Source organism: Pseudomaricurvus hydrocarbonicus (assembly GCF_011602365.1).
In the GTDB taxonomy this organism is placed as follows: domain Bacteria; phylum Pseudomonadota; class Gammaproteobacteria; order Pseudomonadales; family Cellvibrionaceae; genus Pseudomaricurvus; species Pseudomaricurvus hydrocarbonicus.
Genome location: NZ_JAAONZ010000021.1, coordinates 15,429 through 38,937, shown reverse-complemented (window position 1 = coordinate 38,937; position 23,509 = coordinate 15,429). Strand labels below are relative to the sequence as shown.

Genomic DNA, 23,509 nt, shown 5'->3' with positions numbered 1-23,509 from the left:
GTATTGCCGTAACCCTGTCGCCCGGGGTGTGTCGTGGATTGGGGCAACGGGGCTACATGTATAAGTTCACAGCTAACAATTCAACGGGTAAAGGTTCAATTACTCCGTTCACAGCTAACAGTTCAACTGGGTTTCAACTGTTGCGAGAGCAGGACTTCGCCTTGCGTCAGGCTGGCAAGGGATTCCCTGGCTCTCACCACACTGGCCTGATCTCCATCAACCATGACCTCGGCCGCCCGCGGCCGGCTGTTGTAATTGGAGCTCATGGTAAAACCGTAGGCACCCGAGGACATCACCGCCAGGAAATCGCCGGTCTGTAAGTTTAGCTGACGCTCTTTACCGAGAAAGTCACCGGTTTCACAGACTGGGCCGACCAGATCCCAGCTCTGGGTATCGCCCTCGCGGCGCTGGAGGGGACGGATGTCCTGCCAGGCCTGGTACAGGGACGGCCGGATGTTGTCGTTCATGGCGGCGTCGATAATGGCAAAATTTTTGTGTGGCGTTGGTTTCAGGTATTCCACTTTGGTCAGCAGCACGCCCGCGTTGGCGGCAATGGAGCGACCCGGCTCAAAGATCAGTGACAGCGGGCGATTGCCCAGACGCTGTTTGATGGCCTGCATGTAATCGGCGACCGCTGGCGGTTGCTCGTCTTTGTAAGTCACGCCGAGGCCACCGCCGAGGTCCAGGTGTTTAATGGTGATGCCCTGCTCTGCCAGCTGGTCCACCAGTTGCAGAACGCGGTCGAGGGCATCGACAAACGGCGACAGCTCGGTCAGCTGTGAGCCAATGTGACAATCAATGCCCACCACCTGTAATGCCGCCAGCTGGTTGGCATGGGCATAAACCCGCGGTGCTTCGGCGATATCGATACCGAACTTGTTCTCTTTCAGACCGGTGGAAATGTAGGGGTGGGTGTTGGCATCCACGTCGGGATTAACCCGCAGGGAGACGCGGGCGACTTTCCCCATCTCGGCCGCGACAGCCGCCAGAACATCCACTTCGGCTTCGGACTCGACATTAAAACAGTGCACACCGACATCCAGGGCGCGGCGCATTTCGGCGGGAGTTTTGCCGACGCCGGAAAAGACCACACGAGCGGGATCACCACCGGCGAGCAGTACGCGCTCCAGCTCACCTTCGGAGACGATGTCGAAGCCCGCTCCCAGTTGCGCCAGCACATTGAGTACTGCAATGTTGGAGTTGGCTTTGACGGCGTAGCAGATCATGCCGGGGTGATCGCCCAGGGCGTTGGCATAGTCCTGATAATGGCGGCTGAACGCGGCCCGGCTATAGACGTACAAAGGTGTGCCGTGCTGCTCGGCGAGCTCGGTGAGGGAAACCTGTTCGGCAAACAATTGGCCGTTGTGTTCAGTGAAATCTTGCATGGGTAACTCTTGTCTAGTGATCCGGGGTCTACGCCGTGAAATCTGAAAATCTGTGTCCGGTGATCTGAAAGCCTGAGCTGTGTGGCTGGTGTTCAGGGTTCGATCGGTCTGTTTTTCGTGGTAACCGGCTCGTTCGTAATTGGCCCGTTGGCTACCGGGGCGATATCGGCTGCAACGGTATCAGCCAAGAAAAATGGCCGCTTGCGCTCTGCCTCAGCTGTTTTTGGCCGGTGTGTTTACGGCGGATTGTTGAGCCGCTTCTTCCGGCTGGGGCAGGTAAAGGGGGCCTTTCTGGCCGCAGCCTATCAGGCCACCTAACAGCAGGGCAGTTGCCAATATCAGGGAAAAAAGTCGCATTGGATCTCCAAAAAATGGGGCTAGCCCAGCGGTTTTCGTTTCCAGGGTTAAGCCGCCTAGTATACCGGTGGTTGGCGTGGGGGTGCCAGCAGTTAAATAGCACCCTGCGGGAGTTGAATGGCTCCGTGCGGGGCCTGGACGGCAGGGTCAATGGCGACTGTTGACGGGGGCCTGCCGCTTCAGGTGTTGGGCCAGAGTCCGGTACAGCTTCTGCGGACTCACGGGTTTGGTGATGTAATCGTCCATGCCGGTTGCCAGACAGCGCTCCCGGTCTCCTTGCAGGGCGTGTGCGGTCATGGCGATGATGGGAATGTCCGGGCAAATGTTGCCTGCACGGATGCGGCGCGTGGCCTCGTAACCATCCACGCAGGGCATTTCCATGTCCATTAAGATCGCATCGAAGGTGCCGGCCTGATGCTGTTCCAGGGCATCAATGGCCTCCTGGCCATTGTTGGCGAGGGTGACGTGGGTACCGCGTTTTTTCAGAATACCGATGGCGACCTTTTGGTTCACCACGTTGTCTTCCGCGAGCAGAATGTGCGCACCCTGCAGCGCTTCGTTGATCTGCACATCTTCCGGGTTTGTGTCCTGTGGGGGACAGTCGTTGTCCATGGGGGGCTCCGTCGAGACCGATGCCAGGACGGCTTCACCAAACACCTGCGCCAGGGCATCGTACAGGCGTGAGGGCGTGACGGGTTTGTGGATCAGGCCCTGCAGGTTATCGGTTGGGTGATTGAGGTCCGCCAGCGAGTTGAGCCGTTGGTCAGCGATCAGGATCGCCCGCGGCTTGTGTTGAATGTGTTTGGACTCCTCAATGATCCTGCAGGTTTGGGCGCCATTGATACCGGGAACCTTGAGGTCGATGAGCAACAGTTGGTAATACTGCCCCGGTGTGCTATCGGCTCTTAGTAACATTTCCAGAGCCGATTGGGCATTGGTGGCGGTATCCACGTTCAATTGCAGGGACCTGGCCGTATTGGTCAGGGCCCGCAGGGTACCTGGATAATCATCCACAATCAGGGTGCGCAGATCGTTGAAGCGTTCCGGATTGTGCTGGATCGCTTGCTCCCCCAGCTGGCTGCGCTCAAACGTCAGGGTAAAGGAAAAGCAGCTGCCCACCCCCTGTTGGCTGCTGATCTGTAACTCCCCGCCCATTTGCTGGATCAGATGGCGGCAAATGGCGAGTCCCAGGCCGGTGCCGCCAAACTGGCGTGACGTCGAGCCGTCTACCTGGGTGAAAGGCTTGCCCAGCAGCGGTATGGCTTCAGGTTCGATGCCAATGCCGGTATCGGCGATGGCAAACTCCAGTTGGATCTTGTTTTTCCGGTGCCCCACGGTGCGGGTGCGCAGGCTAACCTCACCCCGGCGGGTAAACTTCACGGCATTGTTCAGCAGGCTGTCCAGCACCTGATGCAGTCGGCAGGCGTCCCCTTTGATGAAGCGAGGCACGTTTGAATCGATATCAATGATGAGTTCGAGGTGCTTGGCCTGTGCACTGTCGGTGTGGGTTTTGGCCAGCTGTTCAAAGATCTGGTTTAAATCCAGGTGGGAGTGGGCCAGCAACACCTCACCGGATTCCAGTTTGGAAAAGTCGAGAATCTCATCAATGGTGTGGAGCAGGCAAAAAGCCGATTGCTGGATGCTGTTGAGGTAGTCCTGCTGTCGGCGGCTGAGAGAGGTGTCTTGCAGCAGGTGCCCCATGCCGATGATGGCGTTCATGGGGGTGCGGATCTCGTGGCTCATGCGGGTGAGAAACTCGGTTTTGATCTGGCTGGCGTTTTCAGCTTCTATTTTGGCCTGGCGCAATTCCTGTTGTGCCTGTTTGAACTGGGTGATGTCGGCATTGACCCCAATGGCACGTTGAGGATTACCGTCGTGATCGATGTCCACCAGAATGGCTCTGGAGTATATCCACAGGGTGTGGCCATCTTTATGCCGCATGCGGTATTCACACTGCACCGGTTGCTCGGGGGCCTTGAGGGCCTGTTGGGCAATGTGCAGGATGTATTGCACATCCTCAGGGTGTATTAACCGTTTTAAAACGGCTTGGGGGGTGGCATCGATTTCGCCCTCCTCATAGCCAAGCATCTGCAGGTAACTGGGGCTGAAGTGCATGCGCCGATTGACCAGGTCCCAATCCCAAAGTCCATCTTTAGAGGCCTGCAAGGCGAAAGTGTAGCGCTGCTCGCTCTCTTCGAGGTGGCGGGTGGTGCGGTGCTGGTTAACGGCGCGGGAAATGGCGTCGGCAATGATGACGGCCGCTTCCAGGTCGCGGCTGTGCCACTGTTTATCTTCCTGGTCAGAAGGCAGGGTGAGCAGGCCGTCCAGATTGTCCTGATAGAAAATAGGGATGAGAAGCGCCGAAGCGATGCCGTATTTCTGGAAAAAAGACGCGATGCGCGGATCCATCCTGGCGATGCCCTGTTTATCCAGCACCAGGGGTTTGCGGTTGGCCAGGCTTTGGCTCAACACCGGAAAATTGTCAAACGGATGGCCGGCCACAGGATCCTCAATGACCTGTTCCTTCGGATCGGAGGACCAGTGTGAAACCATTGTCATTTGTTGGGTTTGGGGGTCAAACCAGCGCAGGGAGCAGCGCACCAGTTCAAAGTGTTCTGCCAGCGCCTTCAGGGTCTGATTGATAGTGGCCCAGCCGCCGTCCTCCAGCAGCTTGCGCAAAGTCTGGTGCAACCATTGTTCGGTGCGGGCAATCGCGGTTTGTTCCAGCTCCTTGCGTTTGATGGTGTCAATGTCGGTGACGGTGCCGATCAGGTAGCTGGCCTGGCCATTGGCATCGCGGGACTTTACATGAACCCGCAGCTGCAACCATGTGGGGGTACCGGTGCGTGAATACGCCTGCAACTGGGTGCTGTAATCTGTTCCGTTGAGAATGCAGTCTTTAAAGCATTGGCGAATCCGCTCGCGGTCCTCTTCGACGATGTGCTCGCGAATAAAATTGTGGTGGAAGGTGTCGTGGGAGTAGCCCATCACTTCGGCGGCATTTTTGCTGTAGACCAACCCCTTGCCGTTGTTGCGCCAGGTGAAACAGATCGTGTGGGAGGTGCGTTGCAGAATTTGTGCGAACTCCGCTTCGGATTGCAGCTCTTGCGTGTCGTCAGGTGAGGCGGCGATGGCTGATCCCGTGGATTCATGTTGGGCCAGTCGGGCTTCCAGCTCGCGGATGTGCGCCTGCAGCGCTTCGAGTTGATCGGGTTTGTGACGTTTGCGAGGCTTGCTGCCGTTGTTTGTCGTCATACAAGTAGACCGGTCTTCAGTAAGGGTTCGACGTCTGGTGGCCTTAATGCATGGGGAGGGTGAAGAATTCAGTGCCGGTGGCAGGTGTTTATTCCCTGCCGGTGACGGAGCCCTAAGCCAAGTTCGTTATTATCGATTAAGTGTAGCTGACAGTAAGTTTGTCGCCAATGGTCTGTAACTTCTCGACCTCGTCAGTATTGAGCCGGGAAAAGGCCGGGTTGGTCGCGATCAGACCTGTGCATTGCTCTGGCGGGAGAGGTGTTTTGCCCGGGGAGGTGTTCTGGCGGGAGCGGGGGTAGAGACGGCGTGAGGGTATCAGTGGCTGCGCAGGGTGCAGCCACTGATCGGCGGCACTCACGGGAGAGCACGTTGTAACGCTTGCTCCCGGTGAGTGTGGCTGAGATTCAGCCGCGTTCGGCGACCCGCTGTAAGGCCGTTTTCGCGGCTGCGCGCACCTGGTTGGGGGCGGTGCCACCGATGTGGTCACGGGCGGCCACGGAGCCTTCCAGTGTCAGCACCTCAAAGACGTCTGCGGCGATGGTGTCGGAGAACTGTTGCAGTTCTTCGAGGCTCATTTCCGACAGGTCTTTGCCCTGCTGAATCCCATACGCCACCGATTTGCCGACAATCTCATGGGCGTCACGGAACGCCACGCCCTGGCGCACCAGATAGTCGGCGAGATCCGTCGCGGTGGAGAATCCACGTTTGGCGGCTTCCAGCATGCTGTCTTTTTTGGCTTCGATGGCGGGAATCATATCGGCAAATGCGCGCAGGCAATCCTTGACGGTATCCACGGTGTCGAACAGAGGTTCCTTGTCTTCCTGATTGTCCTTGTTGTAGGCCAGTGGCTGGGATTTCATCAGTGTCAGCAGGCTGATCAGGTGGCCGGTGACGCGGCCGGTTTTACCGCGCACCAGTTCCGGGACGTCCGGGTTTTTCTTCTGCGGCATGATCGACGATCCGGTGCAGAAGCGGTCGGGCAGATCAATGAAATTGAACTGGGCTGAAGTCCACAGGATCAGCTCTTCGGACATGCGTGACATGTGGGTCAGCAGCAGGCTGGCGAAAGCGCAGAATTCGATGGCAAAGTCGCGGTCGGAAACCGAGTCCAGGCTGTTGCGGGTGGGCTGTTCAAAGCCCAGCAGCGAGGCGGTCAGCTCGCGGTCAATCGGGTAGGTGGTCCCCGCCAGGGCGGCGGCCCCCAACGGTGACTGATTCAGGCGCTTGCGGCAGTCCTGCAAACGGCCGAAGTCACGCTCCAGCATTTCGTTCCAGGCCAGCAGGTGGTGGCCAAAGGTCACCGGTTGGGCGGTCTGCAGGTGCGTAAAGCCTGGCATGATGGTGTCGGCTTCGTTCTCGGCCAGGCCGATCATGCCTTGCTGCAGGCGGGTCAGCTCGCGGGAAATCGCATCGATTTCGTCACGCAGCCAGAGGCGAATGTCGGTGGCCACCTGGTCGTTGCGGGAGCGGCCGGTGTGCAGCTTTTTACCGGTGATGCCGATTTTGCCGGTGAGCGCGGACTCGACGTTCATGTGCACGTCTTCCAGCGGAATGGACCACTCCTGCTTGCCGGATTCGATGTCGGCCTGCACTTCGTTGAGGCCGGCGATGATGGCGTCGCGCTCCTCGGTGGTCAGAACCCCGGCGGTTTCCAGCATGGTGGCGTGAGCGATAGAGCCCTGAATGTCGTGGCGATAGAGCCGCTGGTCAAATTGAATGGAGGCGGTAAAGCGCTGCACAAAGGCATCGGTGGGCTCATTGAAGCGGCCGCCCCACTGTTGATTGGTCTTATCGTCCTGGCTCATAAATCGGTCTCATCGGTTGTCGTCTGGACGCAAGTCTGCCAACGTGAGGCTGTTTGGCGCCTGTGGCAACTGTTTACATCCGGGGCTAAAAGCCCGTTACTATAGAAAAGCCCGTTATTATAGCCCAGCTTGGCCCAAAAAAGGGCTATCGGAAAAGGTCTGTTCAATATGCAATCGAGGTCTGTCTCACATGCACCGCTCAAGGCATTCTCAAGTGCACCGCCCAAGGGGTTTTAAAGTGCACCGCCAACGACATTATCCCGTGCGCTTTCAGGTGCACTCTGACGCACCCGACCGGTTGACTGAGCATGGCAATACCCACCACATCTGAGGCCGCAGCGCCTGCCGTGAGCGCGGCCCGCGCGGGGACAGCGAACTCGCTGACCAGGCCGGCACCGCCCTTCCTGTCTCCGTTTCTGCCGGATATGTGCAGCCTGCAGGCCGTTTTTCTGCTGGTGTTGCTGGGGGAGCTGCTGGCACTGGCGTTGACCCTGGCGGACTCGGGGCTCGGCCGGTTTGACTGGGAGGGGCTGGGTTTGCGCTCATTCCTGATGCAGTGGATCGTGTTGCTGAGTGCGGCTTTGCTGTGTCCGCTGCGGTTTCGACTGTCGCGGTTACCGGCCTGGCTGGCCGGTGCTCTCTGTTATCTGCTGGTGCTGGGGGTGACGCTGTTGTGCTCCGGACTGGGGTTGTGGGGCGTTGATGGCTGGCAGGACGATGACCTTGACACCCTGCTGGGGAATTTACTGCTCGCGGCGATTTTTGCCGGCGTGGTGCTGCGATACCTGTACGTGCAGCAGCAGTGGAGCAATCAACAGAAAGCGGAATTAAGTGCCCGTTTGCAGGCCTTGCAGTCACGCATACAACCGCATTTTTTATTCAACAGCATGAACAGCATCGCCAGTTTGATTGCCACCCGGCCGGAGCTGGCAGAGCGCCTGGTGGAAGATCTGTCCAGTCTGTTTCGCGCCAGCCTGGCGGAACCGGGGCTGGTGGCGTTGGCGGACGAGCTGGACTTGTGCCATCAGTATCTGGAGATTGAGAAAACCCGCCTCGGTGACAGATTGCAGGTTCGCTGGCGGGTGGATCCGGTGCTGGGCGAGGGCTCCATCCCCTGCCGGATTCCCAGCCTGTTGCTGCAGCCGCTGCTGGAAAATGCCATTCAGCACGGCATCCAGCCTTTGCCGGAGGGCGGCCTGGTGACCATTGATGTGGGGCTGCAAGGGGAGCAATTGACCCTTGGCGTCACCAACCCGGTCCCCGGCAAGGTCACAGAAACCGCTTTTGGCCACAGCGGAGCGTCAATCAACTCGCCAGACACCGCGACGGGCAGTTCCGGCAATCGCATCGCGCTGGACAATATCCGCCATCGACTGCAGGCGTATTTTGGCGACGCCGCGAGTTTCAGTGCACAATTTGAAACATTTGAGGCAGAATCTGCTGATGTTGAATCAGATGCCGAGTTACACTGTTTTGTGGTCAGATTAAGTTACCCGGTGAGCTTTTTATAGCTGCCAGTTATAGCCGCCAGCAGGAACACAAATATAGCCGCCAGCAGGAACGCAAAAACCTTTATGGACATCATTATCGTTGACGATGAGCCCCTTGCGCGGGATCGCTTACAGCGTATTTTACATGACGAGGCGGACTATCGGGTTGTCGGTCAAGCCGCCAATGCGCAAGAGGCCATGGCGTCCGTGATGGCGCTGGATCCGGACATTGTGCTGCTGGACATTCACATGCCCGGTGACAACGGTTTGCAGGCCGCGCAACAGCTCGGTGCCCTGGATGATCCTCCGGCGGTCATTTTTTGTACCGCTTATGACCAGCACGCCCTGGATGCGTTTTCGGTCAACGCCCAGGGCTACCTGCTCAAGCCCGTGCGCAAAGACAAGCTGCTCGACATCCTGTTCAGGGCGCAGCGTGTGACGCGGGCCCAACGCCAGAGCCTGCAACAGCAGGGTCATCTGACGACCGCGAACCGGGACGCAGGTCGCAGCCACATCAGTGCCCGCACCCGGCGCGGGGTGGAGTTGATTGCGATCGAGTCGATTTTCTATTTTGCCGCCGACCAGAAATACGTCACCGTCTACCATGAAGGCGGTGAGACTCTCATTGATGACACCCTCAAAGAGCTGGCGGACGAGCTGGGCGACCGCTTTGTGCGGGTCCATCGCAACGCTCTGGTGGCCTTGAAAAGGGTTGAGGCCATGGCCAAAAACGCGGCCGGGCAGTTTGAAATTCGCCTCGCCGGCACCGACCACCGTCCGGTGGTCAGCCGCCGGCACGCCAGCAACTTGAGAGAATTGCTCACCCGCCTGTAGGGCTTATCTATGATCCAGGCCCTGGGCGGGGCTGGTGGGCGTGCGGGTTTCGCGGAAGAGTCGAACCACACAGGGCAGCACTTGTCGCCCACCTTTGTTATGATTTGCGCCGTGTTATTTCGAAGACTGATATTCTGTGGTGTTAACGGCCACAGGAACCCCAGCTGAAAGAGAATTCCTATGTCTACAACCACCTCGTCGTCTGCAACCGGCTCCCCGTCGGCTACTGGCTCCTCGTCGGCTACTGGCGCGGCTGAGCGGCGCTCCAACACCCTGCGCATTGCCACCCGCAAAAGCGCCCTCGCCCTCTGGCAGGCCGAATACGTCAAGGCGGAGCTGGAGTCGCACCACCCCGATTTGATCGTGAAACTGGTGCCCATGGTCAGTCGTGGCGACAAAATACTCGACGTGCCGCTGGCCAAAGTCGGCGGTAAAGGGCTGTTTGTGAAAGAGCTGGAACACGCCCTGCTCAATGACGAAGCGGATATTGCGGTGCACTCAATGAAAGATGTGCCGATGGAGTTTCCCGAGGGCCTGGGTCTGGCGGTGATCTGCCCGCGAGAAGACCCGCGCGATGCCTTTGTGTCCAATCGCTACGACTCACTTGAGACCTTGCCGGCCGGCAGTGTGGTGGGCACCTCCAGTTTGCGCCGTCAGTGTCAGTTGCTGGCCAAACGCCCGGATGTCACCGTGAAATTCCTGCGGGGTAACGTCAACACCCGCCTGCAGAAGCTGGATGACGGCGAGTACGATGCCATCATTCTGGCCAGTGCGGGCCTGTTGCGATTGAACATGGAAGACCGCATTCGCGATTACATCGCCCCGGAATACTGCCTGCCCGCCGGTGGTCAGGGGGCGGTGGGTATCGAAACCCGCACTCAGGATCAGCGCATCATTGAGTTGCTGGCGCCGCTGCATTGTGCGTCCACCGCCGAGACGGTTACCGCCGAACGTGCGATGAACCGACGCCTGGAAGGCGGCTGCCAGGTGCCGATTGGGTGTTTTGCCCTGCACGAAGGCGACGACCAGCTGTGGCTGCGTGGCCTGGTGGGGAGTCCCGATGGCTCGGTGATGCTGGAAGATGAGCTGCGCGGACCAGTACAAGACGCGGAAGCCCTGGGTATTGAGCTGGCCGAACGGCTGTTGGCGGCCGGTGCCGGTGAGATACTCAAAGCCGTTTACGGTGCGGACGACGCCTGAGGTGGTCGACGTGACTGAGCTGTCAGACGCTGCGTTGAGTGGTGTGCGGGTCTTGATTACCCGCCCGCAGGCGCAGGCGGACCAGTGGCAACAACTGCTGCAGGCTGCCGGTGCGCAGACGGTGCGGGTGCCGTTGCTGGAGATCGTGCCGGTGGAGGCTTCGCAAAAAGACGCCTGCCAGGCGATCAAGAACATTGTGATGGACGTCAGTCGCTATCAACACGGTATTTTTGTCAGTCAAAACGCGGCTCGCTACGGTCTCGATTGGCTGGAGCAATACTGGCCGCAAATGCCGCTTGGGCTTCAGTTTTACGCCGTCGGCAGTGCCACCGCCAACTACCTGCAACGCGCCGGGTATCAGGTGACGGCGGCCGGCGGGTCGATGAATACCGAAGCGTTACTGGCGTTGCCGCAGTTGCAGGATCTGAGCCACCAGCGAGTGGTGATCTTCCGTGGCCAGGGCGGTCGGCCGGTGTTGGCGGAGGTGTTGCGTGAGCGCGGTGCACAGGTGGATTATTGTGAGTTGTACCAGCGGCATTTTCCCTCCGCTGGCGTGGTCGCAGCTTTAGACCATTGCCGGTGGGGAACAGCCGGGGATGTGGTCTCGGTGCACAGCGGTGAAACGTTGTCCAACTGGCGGGCGATCATAGCATCTCGCGCGCACCAGACAGCGGCGGACCCGGGCCGGCCAGGCGATCAAACCGACTCTTGCAGCCAAAAACCCTGGAAACAACTAACCTTACTGGTACCGGGTGAGCGCGTTGCCGCGCAGGCGCGGGAGTGGGGATTTACGAATGTGGTGATGGCAGAAAATGCCTCAGACGCCTGTATGTTAAGCACCCTGGCCGATTGGCGCGCTCAACAACCGTCATGACCGAACGCCGGCTTCAATGGTCAGTACAGCACGGTTCAACGGCCCGGACGCTCTGGGCGGGTCGCGCTCAGTCAGGGAGTGGCGCGACATGGCAAGTTTTCATCAGCACACAGTAGTCAGCACAATCATGCTTTCAGTATCATGGCATGTTAACAACCACGCTTTTTTTGAAGAGCAGTCATCATCGCCAGCAGATGGATATCGCCTAACGGGCTACATGAATGACGCCCATTTGGCTGCATGAAGAGCAACCGCGCCCACAGCGGCTGTGCCCAACCTACGGAATACGTTATGACGACAGATAAGAACAACGACCCCTCTTCTGATGAAGCGGCCAGCTCTGCTGGATCGGTAACTTCCGGTGATGCTGCGCAGGCTCCTTCCGCTTCATCCGATTCGGCACCCCAGTCCGAGTCCGCAGCCGCCACGTCGGCGCCTTCTTCCCAATCCTCGGCCGTCACCGAATCCAGGGCCGCGGCAGAGCCAAAGCAAACGGCTGACAAGGGCAAGCGCGACGGCTCCAGCGGGGTCAAAGCGAGGACGCCATGGTGGATGTTATTGCTGATGCTGTTGTTGATCGCCGGTGGAGCGGCACTGGCGTATTTAGGCTGGTATGCGTTTGAGGGCCAAACCCGGGATCTGAAAGCGATCGTTGCCAAACTTGAGCAACAGGAGCAGCAATGGTTTGACACGCAAAAAGAGCTGGGCCAGCTCGATCAGCAGCAAACCGCGCAGGTTGAGCAGTGGCGTGCCAGTTTAAACGGTGTTGAGCAGCAGGTGGAACAGCACAGCCGTCGCCTGAAAAGCCTGTCGAGCACCAGTCGCGACGACTGGTTGTTGGCGGAAGCCGAATATTTAATGCGCCTGGCCAATCAGCGGATCTTGATGGAGCGCGGCACCGAAGGTGCGGTGGCCTTACTGGAAGCCGCCGATCAAATTTTCGAAGAGATTGGCGATGTGGACCTGTTTGCGGTGCGGGAAAAAGTCGCCCGGGACCTGGCGGAGTTAAAACTGACCCCCACTGTAGACCGCAGCGGCCTGTACCTGGAGTTGTCCGCACTGGCGGATCAGATTGACAAATTACCGCTGCTGCCGGTGCTGGCGAACACATCGCTGGACGATAACCCCGATGATGCCGACCGCTCACAATCCCCGGACGTGTGGCAAAACGACAGTGTCGACGTGCGCTCTGTGTGGACCCGGGTCAAGGCGCAATTCTGGGTGGCCATGGATAAGTTGAAGCACCAGGTGCGTATCCACCATCACGATCAACCGGTAGAACCCCTGCTGCCCCCGGACAGCGGCCATTACCTGCGGCAAAACCTGCGCTTTCACCTGGAGCAGGCCCAGTTGGCGATGCTGCGTGAAGAGAGCACGATTTATCATCACAGCTTGCAGCAGGCGGTAGCGCAGCTGCGCCAGTATTTTCCCAATAATGCCAAAGCGGACATCATTGCGGGCGAATTGCAGGCCCTGTCTGAGAAGAATGTCGTGATTGCGCTGCCGGATATTTCCGGTTCTCTGCTGGCGTTGCAGAATTACCTGTCTGAATTGCATTTGCTGGATAAGAAAGCGGGCCGGCCGCAACTGGATCCGGCCGCCGACAGCGAGGCGCAACAGTGATGAAATATTTTTTCCTGTTTGTCGTTTGCCTGCTGGGCGGCACCTGGTTTTATCAGTGGGTTGGTGATCACCCCAGTTATCTGCTGGTGGTGGTGGGCAAGACCTCGGTGGAGATGAGTCTTTGGTTTGCGCTGGTGTGTTTGCTGCTGTTGCTGTTCTTGTACTGGGTCAGTCACCGGATTTTGATTGGCGGCGCACGCAGTGTCGGCAAACAGGTGAATCGCCTGTGGGTCGGCAGTGAGCGTCGGGCGCAGAAAAATACTTCCGCCGGCCTGCTGAGTTTTATTGAAGGCGATTGGCGACCCGCCCTGCGCCGGTTGAATCGTTCAGCGCCCAATGCGCAGGCACCGCTGTTGAATTATCTGGCAGCGGCGCGCAGTGCTTACGAGTTGGGTGACGAACAACAAGCCAACGCATTGTTGGCCAAAGCCGAGAAAGCGGATCCCAATGCCGGCCTGGCCATCGCGCTGGCGCAGGCGCGGATGCAAATGCTGGGCAAAAAATACGAATCCTGTGCCGCGACGCTGGAGCGAGCCCGCAAGCTTGCGCCTAAACATCCGGTGGTACTGGATATGTTGCGCCAGGTCTATGTACACCTGCAGGACTGGGAATCGCTGGAAAAAATATTGCCTCAATTGCGCCGGCAATCCACCTTGAGTGAAGAAGAGCTAACGGAGTTGACGAGCCTGCTGTATCGCAAGTTGCTGCAGCGAGCGGGTCAATCCAGTTCCGGGGTGGAGGCGATTCAAGCGGTCTGGCACCAGATTCCCAAACAGTGGCAATCTCACCCTGAGCTGTTGTTGATCTACGTAGACCTGCTGGAGCGTGAAGGTGAATCTTCAGCCGCGGAAGTGGTGTTGAGAAAAGCGCTGCAATCGGACTGGAACGATCAACTGATCTTGCGCTATGGCCTGTTGAGGAACACCGATGCCAGTCGCCAATTGCTGAAAGCGGAAGGCTGGGTCAAAGAGCGCCCGGGCAACAGCGCGTTATTATTGACCTTGGGACGGCTTTCCATGCGCAATGAGTTGTGGGGCAAGGCGCGTGACTATTTTGATCACTGCCTGAAAATTCAGGCAAGCCCCGAAGCCTATGCCGAGATGGCGCGCTTGCTGGCCAATTTGGGCGAACACGAAAGCAGTACCGAGTATTATCAGAAAGGCCTGCTGATGACCGCGGATCAATTGCCCGAGCTGCCCATGCCGCATCACTAATTCGTCCCCACCAGACGCTCTGTCTCCCTCTTGGTGTGGCCACGTTCTTGACCCGATGACAACCCGACTTTTTCACAACAAGCCGGGTTGTCATCCGGGCGTCACACAAACCCACTACAACTCTACAGCTTTGCAGCGTCACCGCTTTGGCTCTCGACAAAATGAGTCGCCGGCCGTGGTTGCTGATCCTTTCCCGGTGATACGTTGTCGGTGATAAGTTATCAGTGATCGGTTGTCTGAGATACGTTTTTGGAGATACATTGTTGGAGATACATTGTTGGAGATACATTGCCCGTGATTCTGGTCGACGGCGGGTTTGGGTTAACGGTGGGAGACTAAGTGGTGAATGCCAATAAGCTGAAGAGCACTCCGGTAAAAGGCAAAACAGGGTTGCGGCGCATCATCAATGCGTTTGGGTATTCCCTCAAAGGATTTAAAGCGGCCTGGGCCCATGAAGCGGCGTTCCGGCAAGAGCTGACCGCCTGTGCCATTTTGCTACCCCTGGCCCTGTGGCTGGAGGTCAGCAGCTTGACGAAAATTATGCTGGTGGCGGTGATGGCGATCGTGATTATTGTGGAGCTGCTCAACAGTGCCATCGAAGCGGCGATTGATCGCATCGGCCCGGAAGCGCACCACCTCAGCGGTGCGGCCAAAGATCTGGGCTCTGCCGCTGTGCTGGTGGCCTTGTCGCTGATGGTGTTTGTGTGGGGCGTTGTCCTCTGGGATGTGTTTCAACATCACCGTGGCTGATCGCCCGCAGCTTTAACCTCCCGCACGTCAGTCCGGGTCCCGCACCGATCCAGCGCAGTCATGGCCGAGCGGCTTTATGGTTTCAAGGGCGTGTGCGCGACAGCCAGTGCCACGACGGTGATGTGCTGCAAACAGTCACCTTTACGGGAGATAGGATTTCAGCACAAACGGTGCTGCCATCAGCAGGACGCCCACCGTCAGCAGTGCCGCCGTGGTGCCCATGAAATACGGGTAGACCATCAAACCTATGCCGCTGTAAAAGGCGAGTTTGTGATTTTGTCGTCTGCCGTAGAAAAAATAACCCAGACCGGCGGAGCTGAACAAGAGGCTCCAGGTGATGGTTGCTGTGTCCATAGGGGAATCCGTCGCGATCCGCACTATCGCCAGCTGCACAGGGCTGTGTCATTCGTGCCTGGCGATAGTGTTGAGGGAATTATTTCTTGGCCGCGGCCTTAAACTCGCGGATGGCGCTGTTGAATTGTTCGGCGAGCGCTTTTTCGGTATCCACTGATTTGTTGTAATCATCGGTCAGCTTGCCCATTTGGGCCTGAGCCTTGGCCATGTCTTCGGCACTACCCTCGGCAGTGGTTGCTTTGACTGCGGCCATTTTTTTATCCATGCAGCCCAGATATTCCGTATTGGCCGCCTGAAAGTCGCCAATGGCTTTCTTGCTGGCCAGCATTTCGTCCATGCTCGCGGTTTTGCCATCGGGGATAGTTGGCGCGGTGGGGCTGGAACAGTCTGCGAAGCTGTAGCCGCTACCCAGCGTGAGGCACAGCAGTGCGGTTTTTACGAGGGTTTTGGTTTTTATTAGAGTCCCGGTTTTTATTTCAGTCATAGTCATCGCCTCAGTTAATTGGAATTTTAAAGGTAGCAGGACACCCATTAACTTCCAAGCCCCAAGCTGCTGGATTGTTGGATAGCTCAAGGTATTTGGGGGAATGTGAATCATGCGTCAAGGCCTGACGCATGATGCTCTACCAAGGCGGTGTCCCCTGCGGTGGCGAGCCGCGATTGAGGTGTCTCCCCTACTGAGCGGTGCCAGCGGTAATGCCCAGCGAGTCCCACAGCTCGTCCACGCGATCTTTCACCGCCTGATCCATTTCAATGGTTTTGCCCCACTCCCGGTCGGTTTCTCCGGGCCACTTATTGGTGGCGTCCAGGCCCATTTTTGAGCCAAGGCCCGAGACCGGGGAAGCGAAATCCAGATAATCGATGGGGGTATTGTCCACCAGCGTGGTGTCGCGGATGGGATCCATGCGGGTGGTGATGGCCCAGATCACGTCCTTCCAGTCGCGGGCGTTGACGTCATCGTCAGTGACAATGACAAATTTGGTGTACATAAACTGACGCAGAAACGACCAGACTCCCATCATCACCCGCTTGGCGTGCCCCGGGTATTGTTTTTTCATGGTGACTACCGCCATGCGGTAGGAGCACCCTTCCGGTGGCAGATAGAAGTCGACAATTTCGGGAAATTGTTTCTTCAAAATCGGCACGAACACCTCGTTCAACGCCAGCCCCAGTACCGCCGGTTCATCGGGCGGGCGGCCAGTGTAGGTGCTGTGATAAATGGGGTCTTTGCGATGGGTGATGGTTTCCACGGTAAACACCGGAAAGCGATCCACTTCGTTGTAATAGCCGGTGTGGTCGCCGAAGGGGCCTTCATCGGCCATGTCATCGGGGTAGATATGGCCTTCGAGCACAAATTCCGCCGAGGCCGGCACCTGCAGGTCATTGAGCTTGCTTTTCACCACTTCGGTTTTGCCGCCGCGCAACAGACCGGCAAAGGCGTACTCACTGAGAGTGTCCGGCACCGGTGTCACTGCGCCGAGTATGGTGGCGGGGTCGGCACCGAGAGCTACCGAGACCGGATAAGGCTGCCCCGGGTTCTGTTGTTGCCATTCGCGAAAATCCAGGGCGCCGCCGCGATGAGAGAGCCAGCGCATGATCAGGCGGTTTTTGCCGATCAATTGCATGCGGTAGATGCCCAGGTTTTGCCGTTCTTTATGCGGGCCGCGGGTGATCACCAGGGGCCAGGTCACCAGGGGCGCGGCGTCGCCGGGCCAGCAGGTTTGAATGGGCAGCTGATACAGATCGACCTGATCTTTTTCGATCACCACCTGTTGGCAGGCGGCCTTGCTGACTTGCTTGGGGCCCATGTTGAGCACCTGTTTGAACAGCGGCATTTTTTGCCAGACGTCTTTCAAACCTTTGGGCGGCTCCGGCTCTTTCAAAAAGGCCAGCAGTTCCCCCACTTCGCGCAGGGCTCCAATGGACTCTTCCCCCATGCCCAGCGCTACTCGCTCCGGGGTGCCAAACAGGTTGGCCAACACCGGTGTGGTGTGCCCTACCGGGTTTTCAAACAGCAGTGCCGGGCCACCTGCGCGCAGAGTGCGATCGCAGATTTCGGTCATTTCCAGGTTGGGATCAACGGGCACTGAGATACGTTTCAGTTCGCCGCGTTTTTCCAGCATGTCCATAAAATCGCGCAGGTCTCGGTATTTCATAGTCAATCTAGGTCGTGGTGGTGAAAAACGCATTGTACGGGAATTGGCTGGTGGACGGAATCGGCCTGCTGGCAGTGATCGGCCCGCGGCGATAGCTGTGGTATTTTTGTACTGTCATTGACTCCATGCGGCGCTCTTAATTTCACCTGAGTTGCAATAGACGGGCGCTGGAATTAGTCTGCTTAACACCTGTCCCCCACGTTAAGGATAAGCATGGCCGACTTTGTAAGCATGACCGAGCAGTTGACCCGCGATTATGGGTATTCGCTGCTGTTGCTGTTAGTGGCTGCGGGGTTTATCAAACTGATAAATTTGCGTTCACTGACGCAATCGAAACACTATCGCTTTCGCAATCAGATCCTGGTGATTGTGCTGGTGTTGTTAGCTGGACTGGGGCTGGTATTAACGCTGCCTTTGGACAGCGGCACCCGGGGGCAATTACTGACGTTAATGGGGTTGGTGTTTACCGCTGTATTAACCTTGTCGTCCCCGACCGTTGCCGCCAATGCGATGGCCGGGTTTATGATCCGTTCGGAAAACAAATTTTCACCGGGGGACTTTATACAGGTTAATGAGTATTTTGGCCGGGTGACCGAGCAGGGTTTGTTCCAGACCGAGATTCAAACCGAAGACCGGGATTTGCTGTCGGTGCCGAACCTGTTTATTTCATCCCATCCGGTGAAGGTGGTGCACGCCGATGGCACCGTGGTGTCGGCCGAGGTGACGCTGGGTTATGACGTAGACCACCATCTGATTGAAGCCATGCTGTTGCAGGCGGCCACCGATGCTAATCTGGAAGAACCGTTTGTGTACGTGATGGACCTGGGCGATTACTCGGTGAAATACCGCGTTGCCGGTTTTTTAAAGCAGGTGAAGCACCTGTTGTCATCACGCTCTATGTTGCGCAAGAAAATGATGGATCGGTTGCACGAACAGAATATTGAAATTGTTTCACCGGCGTTTATGAATCAGCGACAGATCAACAGTGATGTGATTCCCCAGCGGTCTTTTGTGATTCCCGATAATCCCGCCGAAATAGGGCCGGAAAGTTTGATTTTTGATAAGGCAGAGCGGGCGCAACAGCTGAATGAATTGAAAGAAAGTTACAATGAACTGAAGCTGGAACTGAAGGCGATGGACAGCGGTAATGAACCCGATACCGACGCTTTAAAATCTCGCAAGTTGCGCCGGCTCAAGGCGTTAAAGCGGGCTATTGCGGTACTGGATACGGCTCAAACCGAGGGTTGATTCCGCCAGGCTGTGAGCGGCTGTTGCAATCCGGGCCCATGAAAAAACCGCAGTGCTTTAACGATAGAGGTTATCGGTTAAAGCAACTGCGGTTTTTTTCGGCCGCGATTTTCCAGGCTGCTGGTGGCCGGCCTTATGCGGTCTGGTCGTTAAAAGGCCAGGTCGTTAAAAGGTATAGTTGACCGACACCCCGAAGATTTTTGCATCACCGTGGGTGGTGCCGGTGAACACCGAGCCCAGTGAAGACGTTTCGGTGACATCCACTTCTTCCCCGTCGATGAAGGTGGCGGCGACATCCACACTCAGGTGCTGGTCGACGTTATAGGTGAAGCCGGCGCTGTACCAAACCCGGTCCGTGTCGGGAATGCTCAGTGAGCGGTATTCTGCACTGACGGCGCTTTCATCGTAAGCAATACCAAAACGCGCGGTCCACTGAGGATTGATGTCATAGGTGGCGCCGACGCTGTAGCGCATGTTGTTGTTAAAGTTTTCGTCTTTTAAGTGCTGATCCATGCCGTTGTCGAAGTTCACTTCCAATTCTTCAAACACGCTCCACTCCGTCCACTGCGCGCTGGCGGAGAGGGTCCAGGCCGGCGTCAACTGATAGATCGCCGACAGCTCCGCACCGGCGGGTAAGGTCAGGTCCAGCGATCCGCCCTGATCGTAGGTCGGCACCAGATCTGAGGTTGAATCCCCTTCCAGGGTCAGGTCCACCTCGCTGCGGTAGGCAAAGCCGACACGCAACGCGTCACTGGGTTGCCAGGTGATGCCCGCATTCCAGCCGAACGTCGTATCGTCGCCTTCCAGCTTAAGAACTTGTGCGCCTTTCATGCTGTATGGCAGAGAGGTCCCAAAGGTGGCTTCGGCTTTGACCAGGCTGACCCCCAGCCCCAGGCTGACACTGTCACTGAGTTCATAGGCGACGCTGGGGTTAATGTTGTAGGTGATGATCTCGGCTTCGTCAGCCAGATCAGACGCGTTGTACTGGTCGCCGAAATGGGTACTGAGACCGAAGTGGGAGTTCAGTGACAGGCCCCAGCTCCAGCGATCATTAATGGGCTGTACGAAGTAAGCGTTGGGGACCCAGGCCTCGGGGGAAAAGTCGGTACGATCCGCATCGAATGGAACACCCGGAGCGACGGCGTATTCCACTGATCCTTCGGCATCGACCTCGGGATTGATATGAGTGACACCGCCAGCAACATGGATGCTGTCAAATTGTGTGCCCAGCGCCGGGTTGCGACCAATGGCGGCGGCGTTGTCGCCGAAGGCGGCTTCACCGGCAAACGCGCGACCCAACCCCGAAGTGCTGTGCTCGTTGAGCTGAAAGCCGGCAGCGTGCACTTGCTGGCTCAGGGGGGCGCCGACCGCCAGGCCTAACAGCAGCAGTCGTGGGTAATTTGATTTTGTTAACATCAGTGTTCTCTCTGTGTATTCATCGACTTGATTTGACGGTGTTTGTTCGGCAGGTGTTACCAGGACGGGCTCACGGGAGCCCGTGTGCTTGTGGCACGACACGGTGTGATTTGGTGGATTTCTGCGCTACTTTTAATTCGCCGGCGATTATAGGGAGCGAGAGAGAGAAGTAAATGATGGAGAGAGGATAGGCTTGAGTTTAATTTTTCTTAAATTATATTTTTTTTAGGATAGACCGTTTGGTCTTTTTTGTTTTTTTGGTATTTAGGCAATAAAACCTTAGGTCTGAGGTCGTGTGAGAAATGACTATTGAGTCCACTTTCATTGAAGGATTTTCAATTCTCGGCTCGGCGCGTTAATTAATGTTATGACAGAAACAAAAAAGCCCTGACACAACAGGGCTTTTGGGGTGGCGCAATCAATCAGCTTGCGAGGTTAAGGCAAAGTGTTATCCGCACACTTTGCCTGTGTTCGCATTATTTGCGCTTCATGGACAAGAAAAACTCGTCGTTGGATTTGAAGTCTTTGAGTTTGTCGACCAGAAATTCAGTGGCACTGGTATCTTCCATGTCGTGCAACAATTTGCGCAGAATCCACACACGTTGCAGCTCTTCTTCGCGCATCAGCAAATCTTCGCGGCGGGTACCAGACTTGCGGATGTTGATGGCAGGGTAGACACGCTTTTCAGCGATCTTGCGATCCAGATGCAATTCCTGATTGCCGGTACCTTTAAACTCTTCATAAATAACCTCGTCCATTTTCGAACCGGTGTCGACCAGTGCGGTGGCAACGATGGACAGGCTACCGCCCTCTTCGATGTTACGGGCGGCACCAAAGAAGCGTTTCGGGCGCTCCAGCGCATGGGCATCCACACCACCGGTCAGCACTTTACCGGAGGAAGGCACGATGGTGTTGTAGGCACGGGCCAGGCGGGTAATGGAATCCAGCAGGATGATGACGTCTTTTTTGTGTTCCACCAAACGCTTGGCTTTTTCGATGACCATTTCGGCCACCTGAACGTGACGAGCGGGGGGCTCATCAAAGGTAGAAGCAACCACTTCGCCGCGTACTGAGCGTTGCATCTCGGTCACTTCTTCCGGACGTTCATCGATCAGCAATACGATCAGATGACATTCTGGGTTGTTGCGCGTGATGGCCTGGGCGATGTTCTGCATCATGATGGTCTTACCGGCTTTCGGCGGAGCGACGATCAGACCGCGCTGGCCTTTGCCGATGGGAGCGATCAAATCAATGATGCGACCGGTTAAATCCTCGGTGGAACCGTTGCCGGCTTCCAACACCATGCGCTCATTGGGGAACAGCGGCGTGAGGTTTTCAAACAGAATTTTGTTCTTGGAGTTTTCCGGCTTATCAAAGTTAATCTGGTTAACTTTGAGCATGGCGAAATAGCGTTCACCGTCTTTAGGTGGACGGATTTTACCCTCTATGGTATCGCCGGTGCGCAGGTTAAAGCGGCGTATCTGGCTCGGCGAGACATAAATATCGTCCGGGCCGGCCAAGTAGGAACTGTCTGCGGAACGCAGGAATCCAAAGCCATCCTGAAGGATCTCAAGTACGCCGTCGCCGTATATGTCTTCACCGCTCTTGGCGTGGCGTTTGAGAATATTAAAGATGATGTCCTGCTTGCGGGAGCGGGCCAGGTTCTCCATGCCCATTTCTTTGGCAATGGCGATCAGTTCTTCAATGGGTTTTGTTTTCAGGTCGGTTAGGTTCATAAGCTCTTATTGAGACAGTTGGCGTCTTTTTGGGGAATGAATGGAATGGGCAGCGTTAATGCAGCACCAATAAATGATGTGTTGGGGAATAATGGGATAGCCTATTTCTTGATTAGCGGGCTTAAGCGTGGAAAGCATTCCTGCTTCTCGTTGTTATGCCTGTTGTTTTATGTCTACTCACAAGTGTCTAACTTAATTTTATTCTCAGTCTGTTCTATGCCAGAGCACCCAATCATGGTTAACCACGCTTTGGTGCCTGTCAGAAAGCTTTACAACACTGTGTATAGGCTACCTAGAATCCAACGATAGATAGAGTGATCCCAAGGGGAATCAGCGTATGGAGAATGGTAGGTACAGAAGTCGTAAAAGAAGGTTCTGGGAATATGTCTGGTCAGGGTTTCTTGTGATCTCTTGCTTTATGCCAACTTGGATAGGTGTGGTGCAATACGAAGTTGGGACAAGACGGCTGGCCAGACGACCAAATTGATGGGGTCAGTATAGCGATAAAAATCTGACTGTGCAAAATTAAAACAACCACCGGGTTAAATTTTTTACCCGCCCTCTTGTAGGCCACCCTTTTGGGGCTGCTTGCAGACTTCTTGAGGCTACGTTTTGCGACTACTTTTTGAGACCGCGTTTTGCGACGAGGTTCGAGTTGACACTACGTTCGAGCTTGAAGTTTGCGGCCACCATTGAGTTTGATGTCCTATCGAGTCTGCGTCTGCAGGGGTACTGTCGCACTTGTCGCTGCTGCAGACGTGGACTCGAATCGGACTGAACCGTGGAAACCGGTTACCGTTTTAGAGGCTGCCGTCGATGAATTCGACCAGCTGGGCCTTGGACAGAGCACCGACTTTGGTGGCTTCCGCATTACCGCCCTTGAAAATAATCAGGGTGGGGATGCCGCGGATGTTGAACTTACCCGGGGTTCCCTGGTTGGCATCTACATCCATTTTACAAATTTTAATCTTGCCGTCGTATTCTCCGGAAAGTTCATCCAGAACGGGTGCAATCATTTTGCAGGGGCCACACCACTCTGCCCAAAAATCAACCAGTACGGGGCCTTCAGCATTAAGGACTTCAGCCTCAAAGCTGGCATCAGTTACGTGAACGATGCTGTTACTCATAATCTTTCTCCTGAGAGGGACGGTTGCGCTAGCTGCAAAATTACAACAAACACGAAATAAAGACCACGGATGATAATAACTGCAGCAGCAACACTCAAGCGTTGGGGCACAATGAGCGACTATTTAGGTCAAATAGGCATCAAGAGTCCTGCAAACAGGCCGCCGGCCTAAGGCAAACTGGCCCTTGGCTTAAGGCAAACCGGTCGCCGACTTAAGGCAAACCGGCCGCTAGCTTAAGGCATATAAGACCGATGGGTTACCTGAGTGGCGTTAAAGCGGCGGGCGCGGGCCAAACACAGCGGGTTGAGAGCGTGCGGACAGAGCCGGCTGGACGGATGGGAGCTGTTGCCTGGCGGACCCTGTTGTGGCGGACCCAGTCGGCGCAAGGGGACGCACAAGTTGCGGACCCCGGCAAGGCGCAACTCGCAGCGCCCTTGCCGCCGGCCACCGTGGTTGGCGGCCGGTTAGATGCTCCAGGGGTGGCAGTGAGGGAATCACCAAGACGGCAAGCGTGTATCAGCGAGGGGCTGACATACGCAAATGCCCATTCTGCTGGGGATTACCCGCTGGATTTGCAGACCGGTACCGGCCGATTGCCGCTTGGCCTAAAGCCCCGGCAGTTGGCACTACACTCCTTGCAATAATGGCTTTGGATTTGGCCGTACGAGAAGGCACAGTGTGCCGG

Annotated in this window: 20 protein-coding genes; 9 read left to right on the top strand and 11 right to left on the bottom strand. The window is 56.6% G+C overall.

Features of this window, described 5'->3' with window-relative positions; all coding sequences use genetic code 11:
- Positions 1 to 122: 122 nt before the first annotated feature.
- The 5 genes from lysA to argH all read right to left on the bottom strand — a co-directional run bounded on the left by lysA (position 123) and on the right by argH (position 6,802).
- On the bottom strand, positions 123 to 1,385 hold the full coding sequence (lysA, locus tag G8770_RS20230; RefSeq protein WP_167191341.1) for a diaminopimelate decarboxylase: 1,263 nt from the start codon (positions 1,383 to 1,385) through the stop codon (positions 123 to 125).
- A 213-nt stretch (positions 1,386 to 1,598) separates the two neighbouring features.
- Positions 1,599 to 1,742, bottom strand: coding sequence for an LPS translocon maturation chaperone LptM (gene lptM / locus G8770_RS24755; protein WP_425050867.1), 144 nt, complete (start codon positions 1,740 to 1,742; stop codon positions 1,599 to 1,601).
- Between the two features lie 147 nt (positions 1,743 to 1,889).
- Entirely contained in the window at positions 1,890 to 4,997 is a 3,108-nt protein-coding gene (locus G8770_RS20225; RefSeq protein WP_167191339.1) for a response regulator, read from the bottom strand.
- Positions 4,998 to 5,133: 136 nt separating this feature from the next.
- A complete protein-coding gene (locus tag G8770_RS20220; RefSeq protein ID WP_167191337.1) occupies positions 5,134 to 5,355 on the bottom strand; it encodes a hypothetical protein in 222 nt (73 codons plus the stop codon).
- A 46-nt stretch (positions 5,356 to 5,401) separates the two neighbouring features.
- Entirely contained in the window at positions 5,402 to 6,802 is a 1,401-nt protein-coding gene (gene argH / locus G8770_RS20215; RefSeq protein WP_167191335.1) for an argininosuccinate lyase, read from the bottom strand.
- A gap of 308 nt (positions 6,803 to 7,110) precedes the next feature.
- Here argH and G8770_RS20210 point away from each other — a divergent pair, with 308 nt between their 5' ends.
- The 7 genes from G8770_RS20210 to G8770_RS20180 all read left to right on the top strand — a co-directional run bounded on the left by G8770_RS20210 (position 7,111) and on the right by G8770_RS20180 (position 14,787).
- Positions 7,111 to 8,313: a sensor histidine kinase gene (locus G8770_RS20210; protein ID WP_167191333.1), complete on the top strand. Its 1,203-nt coding sequence runs from the start codon at positions 7,111 to 7,113 to the stop codon at positions 8,311 to 8,313.
- Between the two features lie 63 nt (positions 8,314 to 8,376).
- On the top strand, positions 8,377 to 9,126 hold the full coding sequence (locus G8770_RS20205) for a LytR/AlgR family response regulator transcription factor (protein WP_167191331.1): 750 nt from the start codon (positions 8,377 to 8,379) through the stop codon (positions 9,124 to 9,126).
- Between the two features lie 180 nt (positions 9,127 to 9,306).
- The gene (hemC, locus tag G8770_RS20200) at positions 9,307 to 10,326 is read left to right on the top strand and encodes a hydroxymethylbilane synthase (protein WP_167191329.1); all 1,020 of its coding nucleotides are present in this window, start codon (positions 9,307 to 9,309) and stop codon (positions 10,324 to 10,326) included.
- Between the two features lie 10 nt (positions 10,327 to 10,336).
- The gene (locus G8770_RS20195) at positions 10,337 to 11,200 is read left to right on the top strand and encodes a uroporphyrinogen-III synthase (protein WP_167191327.1); all 864 of its coding nucleotides are present in this window, start codon (positions 10,337 to 10,339) and stop codon (positions 11,198 to 11,200) included.
- Between the two features lie 291 nt (positions 11,201 to 11,491).
- Positions 11,492 to 12,823: a uroporphyrinogen-III C-methyltransferase gene (locus tag G8770_RS20190; RefSeq protein ID WP_167191325.1), complete on the top strand. Its 1,332-nt coding sequence runs from the start codon at positions 11,492 to 11,494 to the stop codon at positions 12,821 to 12,823.
- Entirely contained in the window at positions 12,823 to 14,037 is a 1,215-nt protein-coding gene (locus tag G8770_RS20185; protein WP_167191323.1) for a heme biosynthesis HemY N-terminal domain-containing protein, read from the top strand. The genes G8770_RS20190 and G8770_RS20185 overlap by 1 nt, the downstream gene beginning before the upstream one ends.
- A gap of 342 nt (positions 14,038 to 14,379) precedes the next feature.
- Positions 14,380 to 14,787 (top strand): diacylglycerol kinase, encoded by a 408-nt coding sequence (locus G8770_RS20180; RefSeq protein WP_341771182.1) that lies wholly within the window; start codon positions 14,380 to 14,382, stop codon positions 14,785 to 14,787.
- A 141-nt stretch (positions 14,788 to 14,928) separates the two neighbouring features.
- On the opposite strand, the gene G8770_RS20175 is transcribed toward G8770_RS20180, so the two are convergent.
- The 3 genes from G8770_RS20175 to ubiD all read right to left on the bottom strand — a co-directional run bounded on the left by G8770_RS20175 (position 14,929) and on the right by ubiD (position 17,297).
- Positions 14,929 to 15,141, bottom strand: a complete 213-nt coding sequence (locus G8770_RS20175) for a hypothetical protein (protein ID WP_167191322.1) — start codon at positions 15,139 to 15,141, stop codon at positions 14,929 to 14,931.
- Between the two features lie 79 nt (positions 15,142 to 15,220).
- Complete coding sequence (locus G8770_RS20170) at positions 15,221 to 15,625, bottom strand: hypothetical protein (RefSeq protein ID WP_208022404.1); 405 nt, start codon at positions 15,623 to 15,625, stop codon at positions 15,221 to 15,223.
- A 190-nt stretch (positions 15,626 to 15,815) separates the two neighbouring features.
- Positions 15,816 to 17,297, bottom strand: coding sequence for a 4-hydroxy-3-polyprenylbenzoate decarboxylase (gene ubiD / locus G8770_RS20165; protein WP_167191320.1), 1,482 nt, complete (start codon positions 17,295 to 17,297; stop codon positions 15,816 to 15,818).
- A 213-nt stretch (positions 17,298 to 17,510) separates the two neighbouring features.
- On the opposite strand from ubiD, the gene G8770_RS20160 reads away from it, so the two are divergent.
- The gene (locus G8770_RS20160) at positions 17,511 to 18,545 is read left to right on the top strand and encodes a mechanosensitive ion channel family protein (protein ID WP_167191318.1); all 1,035 of its coding nucleotides are present in this window, start codon (positions 17,511 to 17,513) and stop codon (positions 18,543 to 18,545) included.
- Positions 18,546 to 18,710: 165 nt separating this feature from the next.
- On the opposite strand, the gene G8770_RS20155 is transcribed toward G8770_RS20160, so the two are convergent.
- From G8770_RS20155 to trxA, 3 genes are all read right to left on the bottom strand, one after another.
- Positions 18,711 to 19,961, bottom strand: coding sequence for an OmpP1/FadL family transporter (locus G8770_RS20155; RefSeq protein ID WP_167191316.1), 1,251 nt, complete (start codon positions 19,959 to 19,961; stop codon positions 18,711 to 18,713).
- A 476-nt stretch (positions 19,962 to 20,437) separates the two neighbouring features.
- Entirely contained in the window at positions 20,438 to 21,697 is a 1,260-nt protein-coding gene (gene rho, locus G8770_RS20150; RefSeq protein WP_167191314.1) for a transcription termination factor Rho, read from the bottom strand.
- 800 nt (positions 21,698 to 22,497) lie between these two features.
- Complete coding sequence (gene trxA, locus G8770_RS20145) at positions 22,498 to 22,824, bottom strand: thioredoxin TrxA (protein WP_167191312.1); 327 nt, start codon at positions 22,822 to 22,824, stop codon at positions 22,498 to 22,500.
- Positions 22,825 to 23,075: 251 nt separating this feature from the next.
- On the opposite strand from trxA, the gene G8770_RS20140 reads away from it, so the two are divergent.
- Positions 23,076 to 23,468 carry a hypothetical protein gene (locus G8770_RS20140; RefSeq protein WP_167191310.1) on the top strand — a complete coding sequence of 131 codons (393 nt, stop codon included), beginning with the start codon at positions 23,076 to 23,078 and terminating at the stop codon, positions 23,466 to 23,468.
- Positions 23,469 to 23,509: the final 41 nt, after the last annotated feature.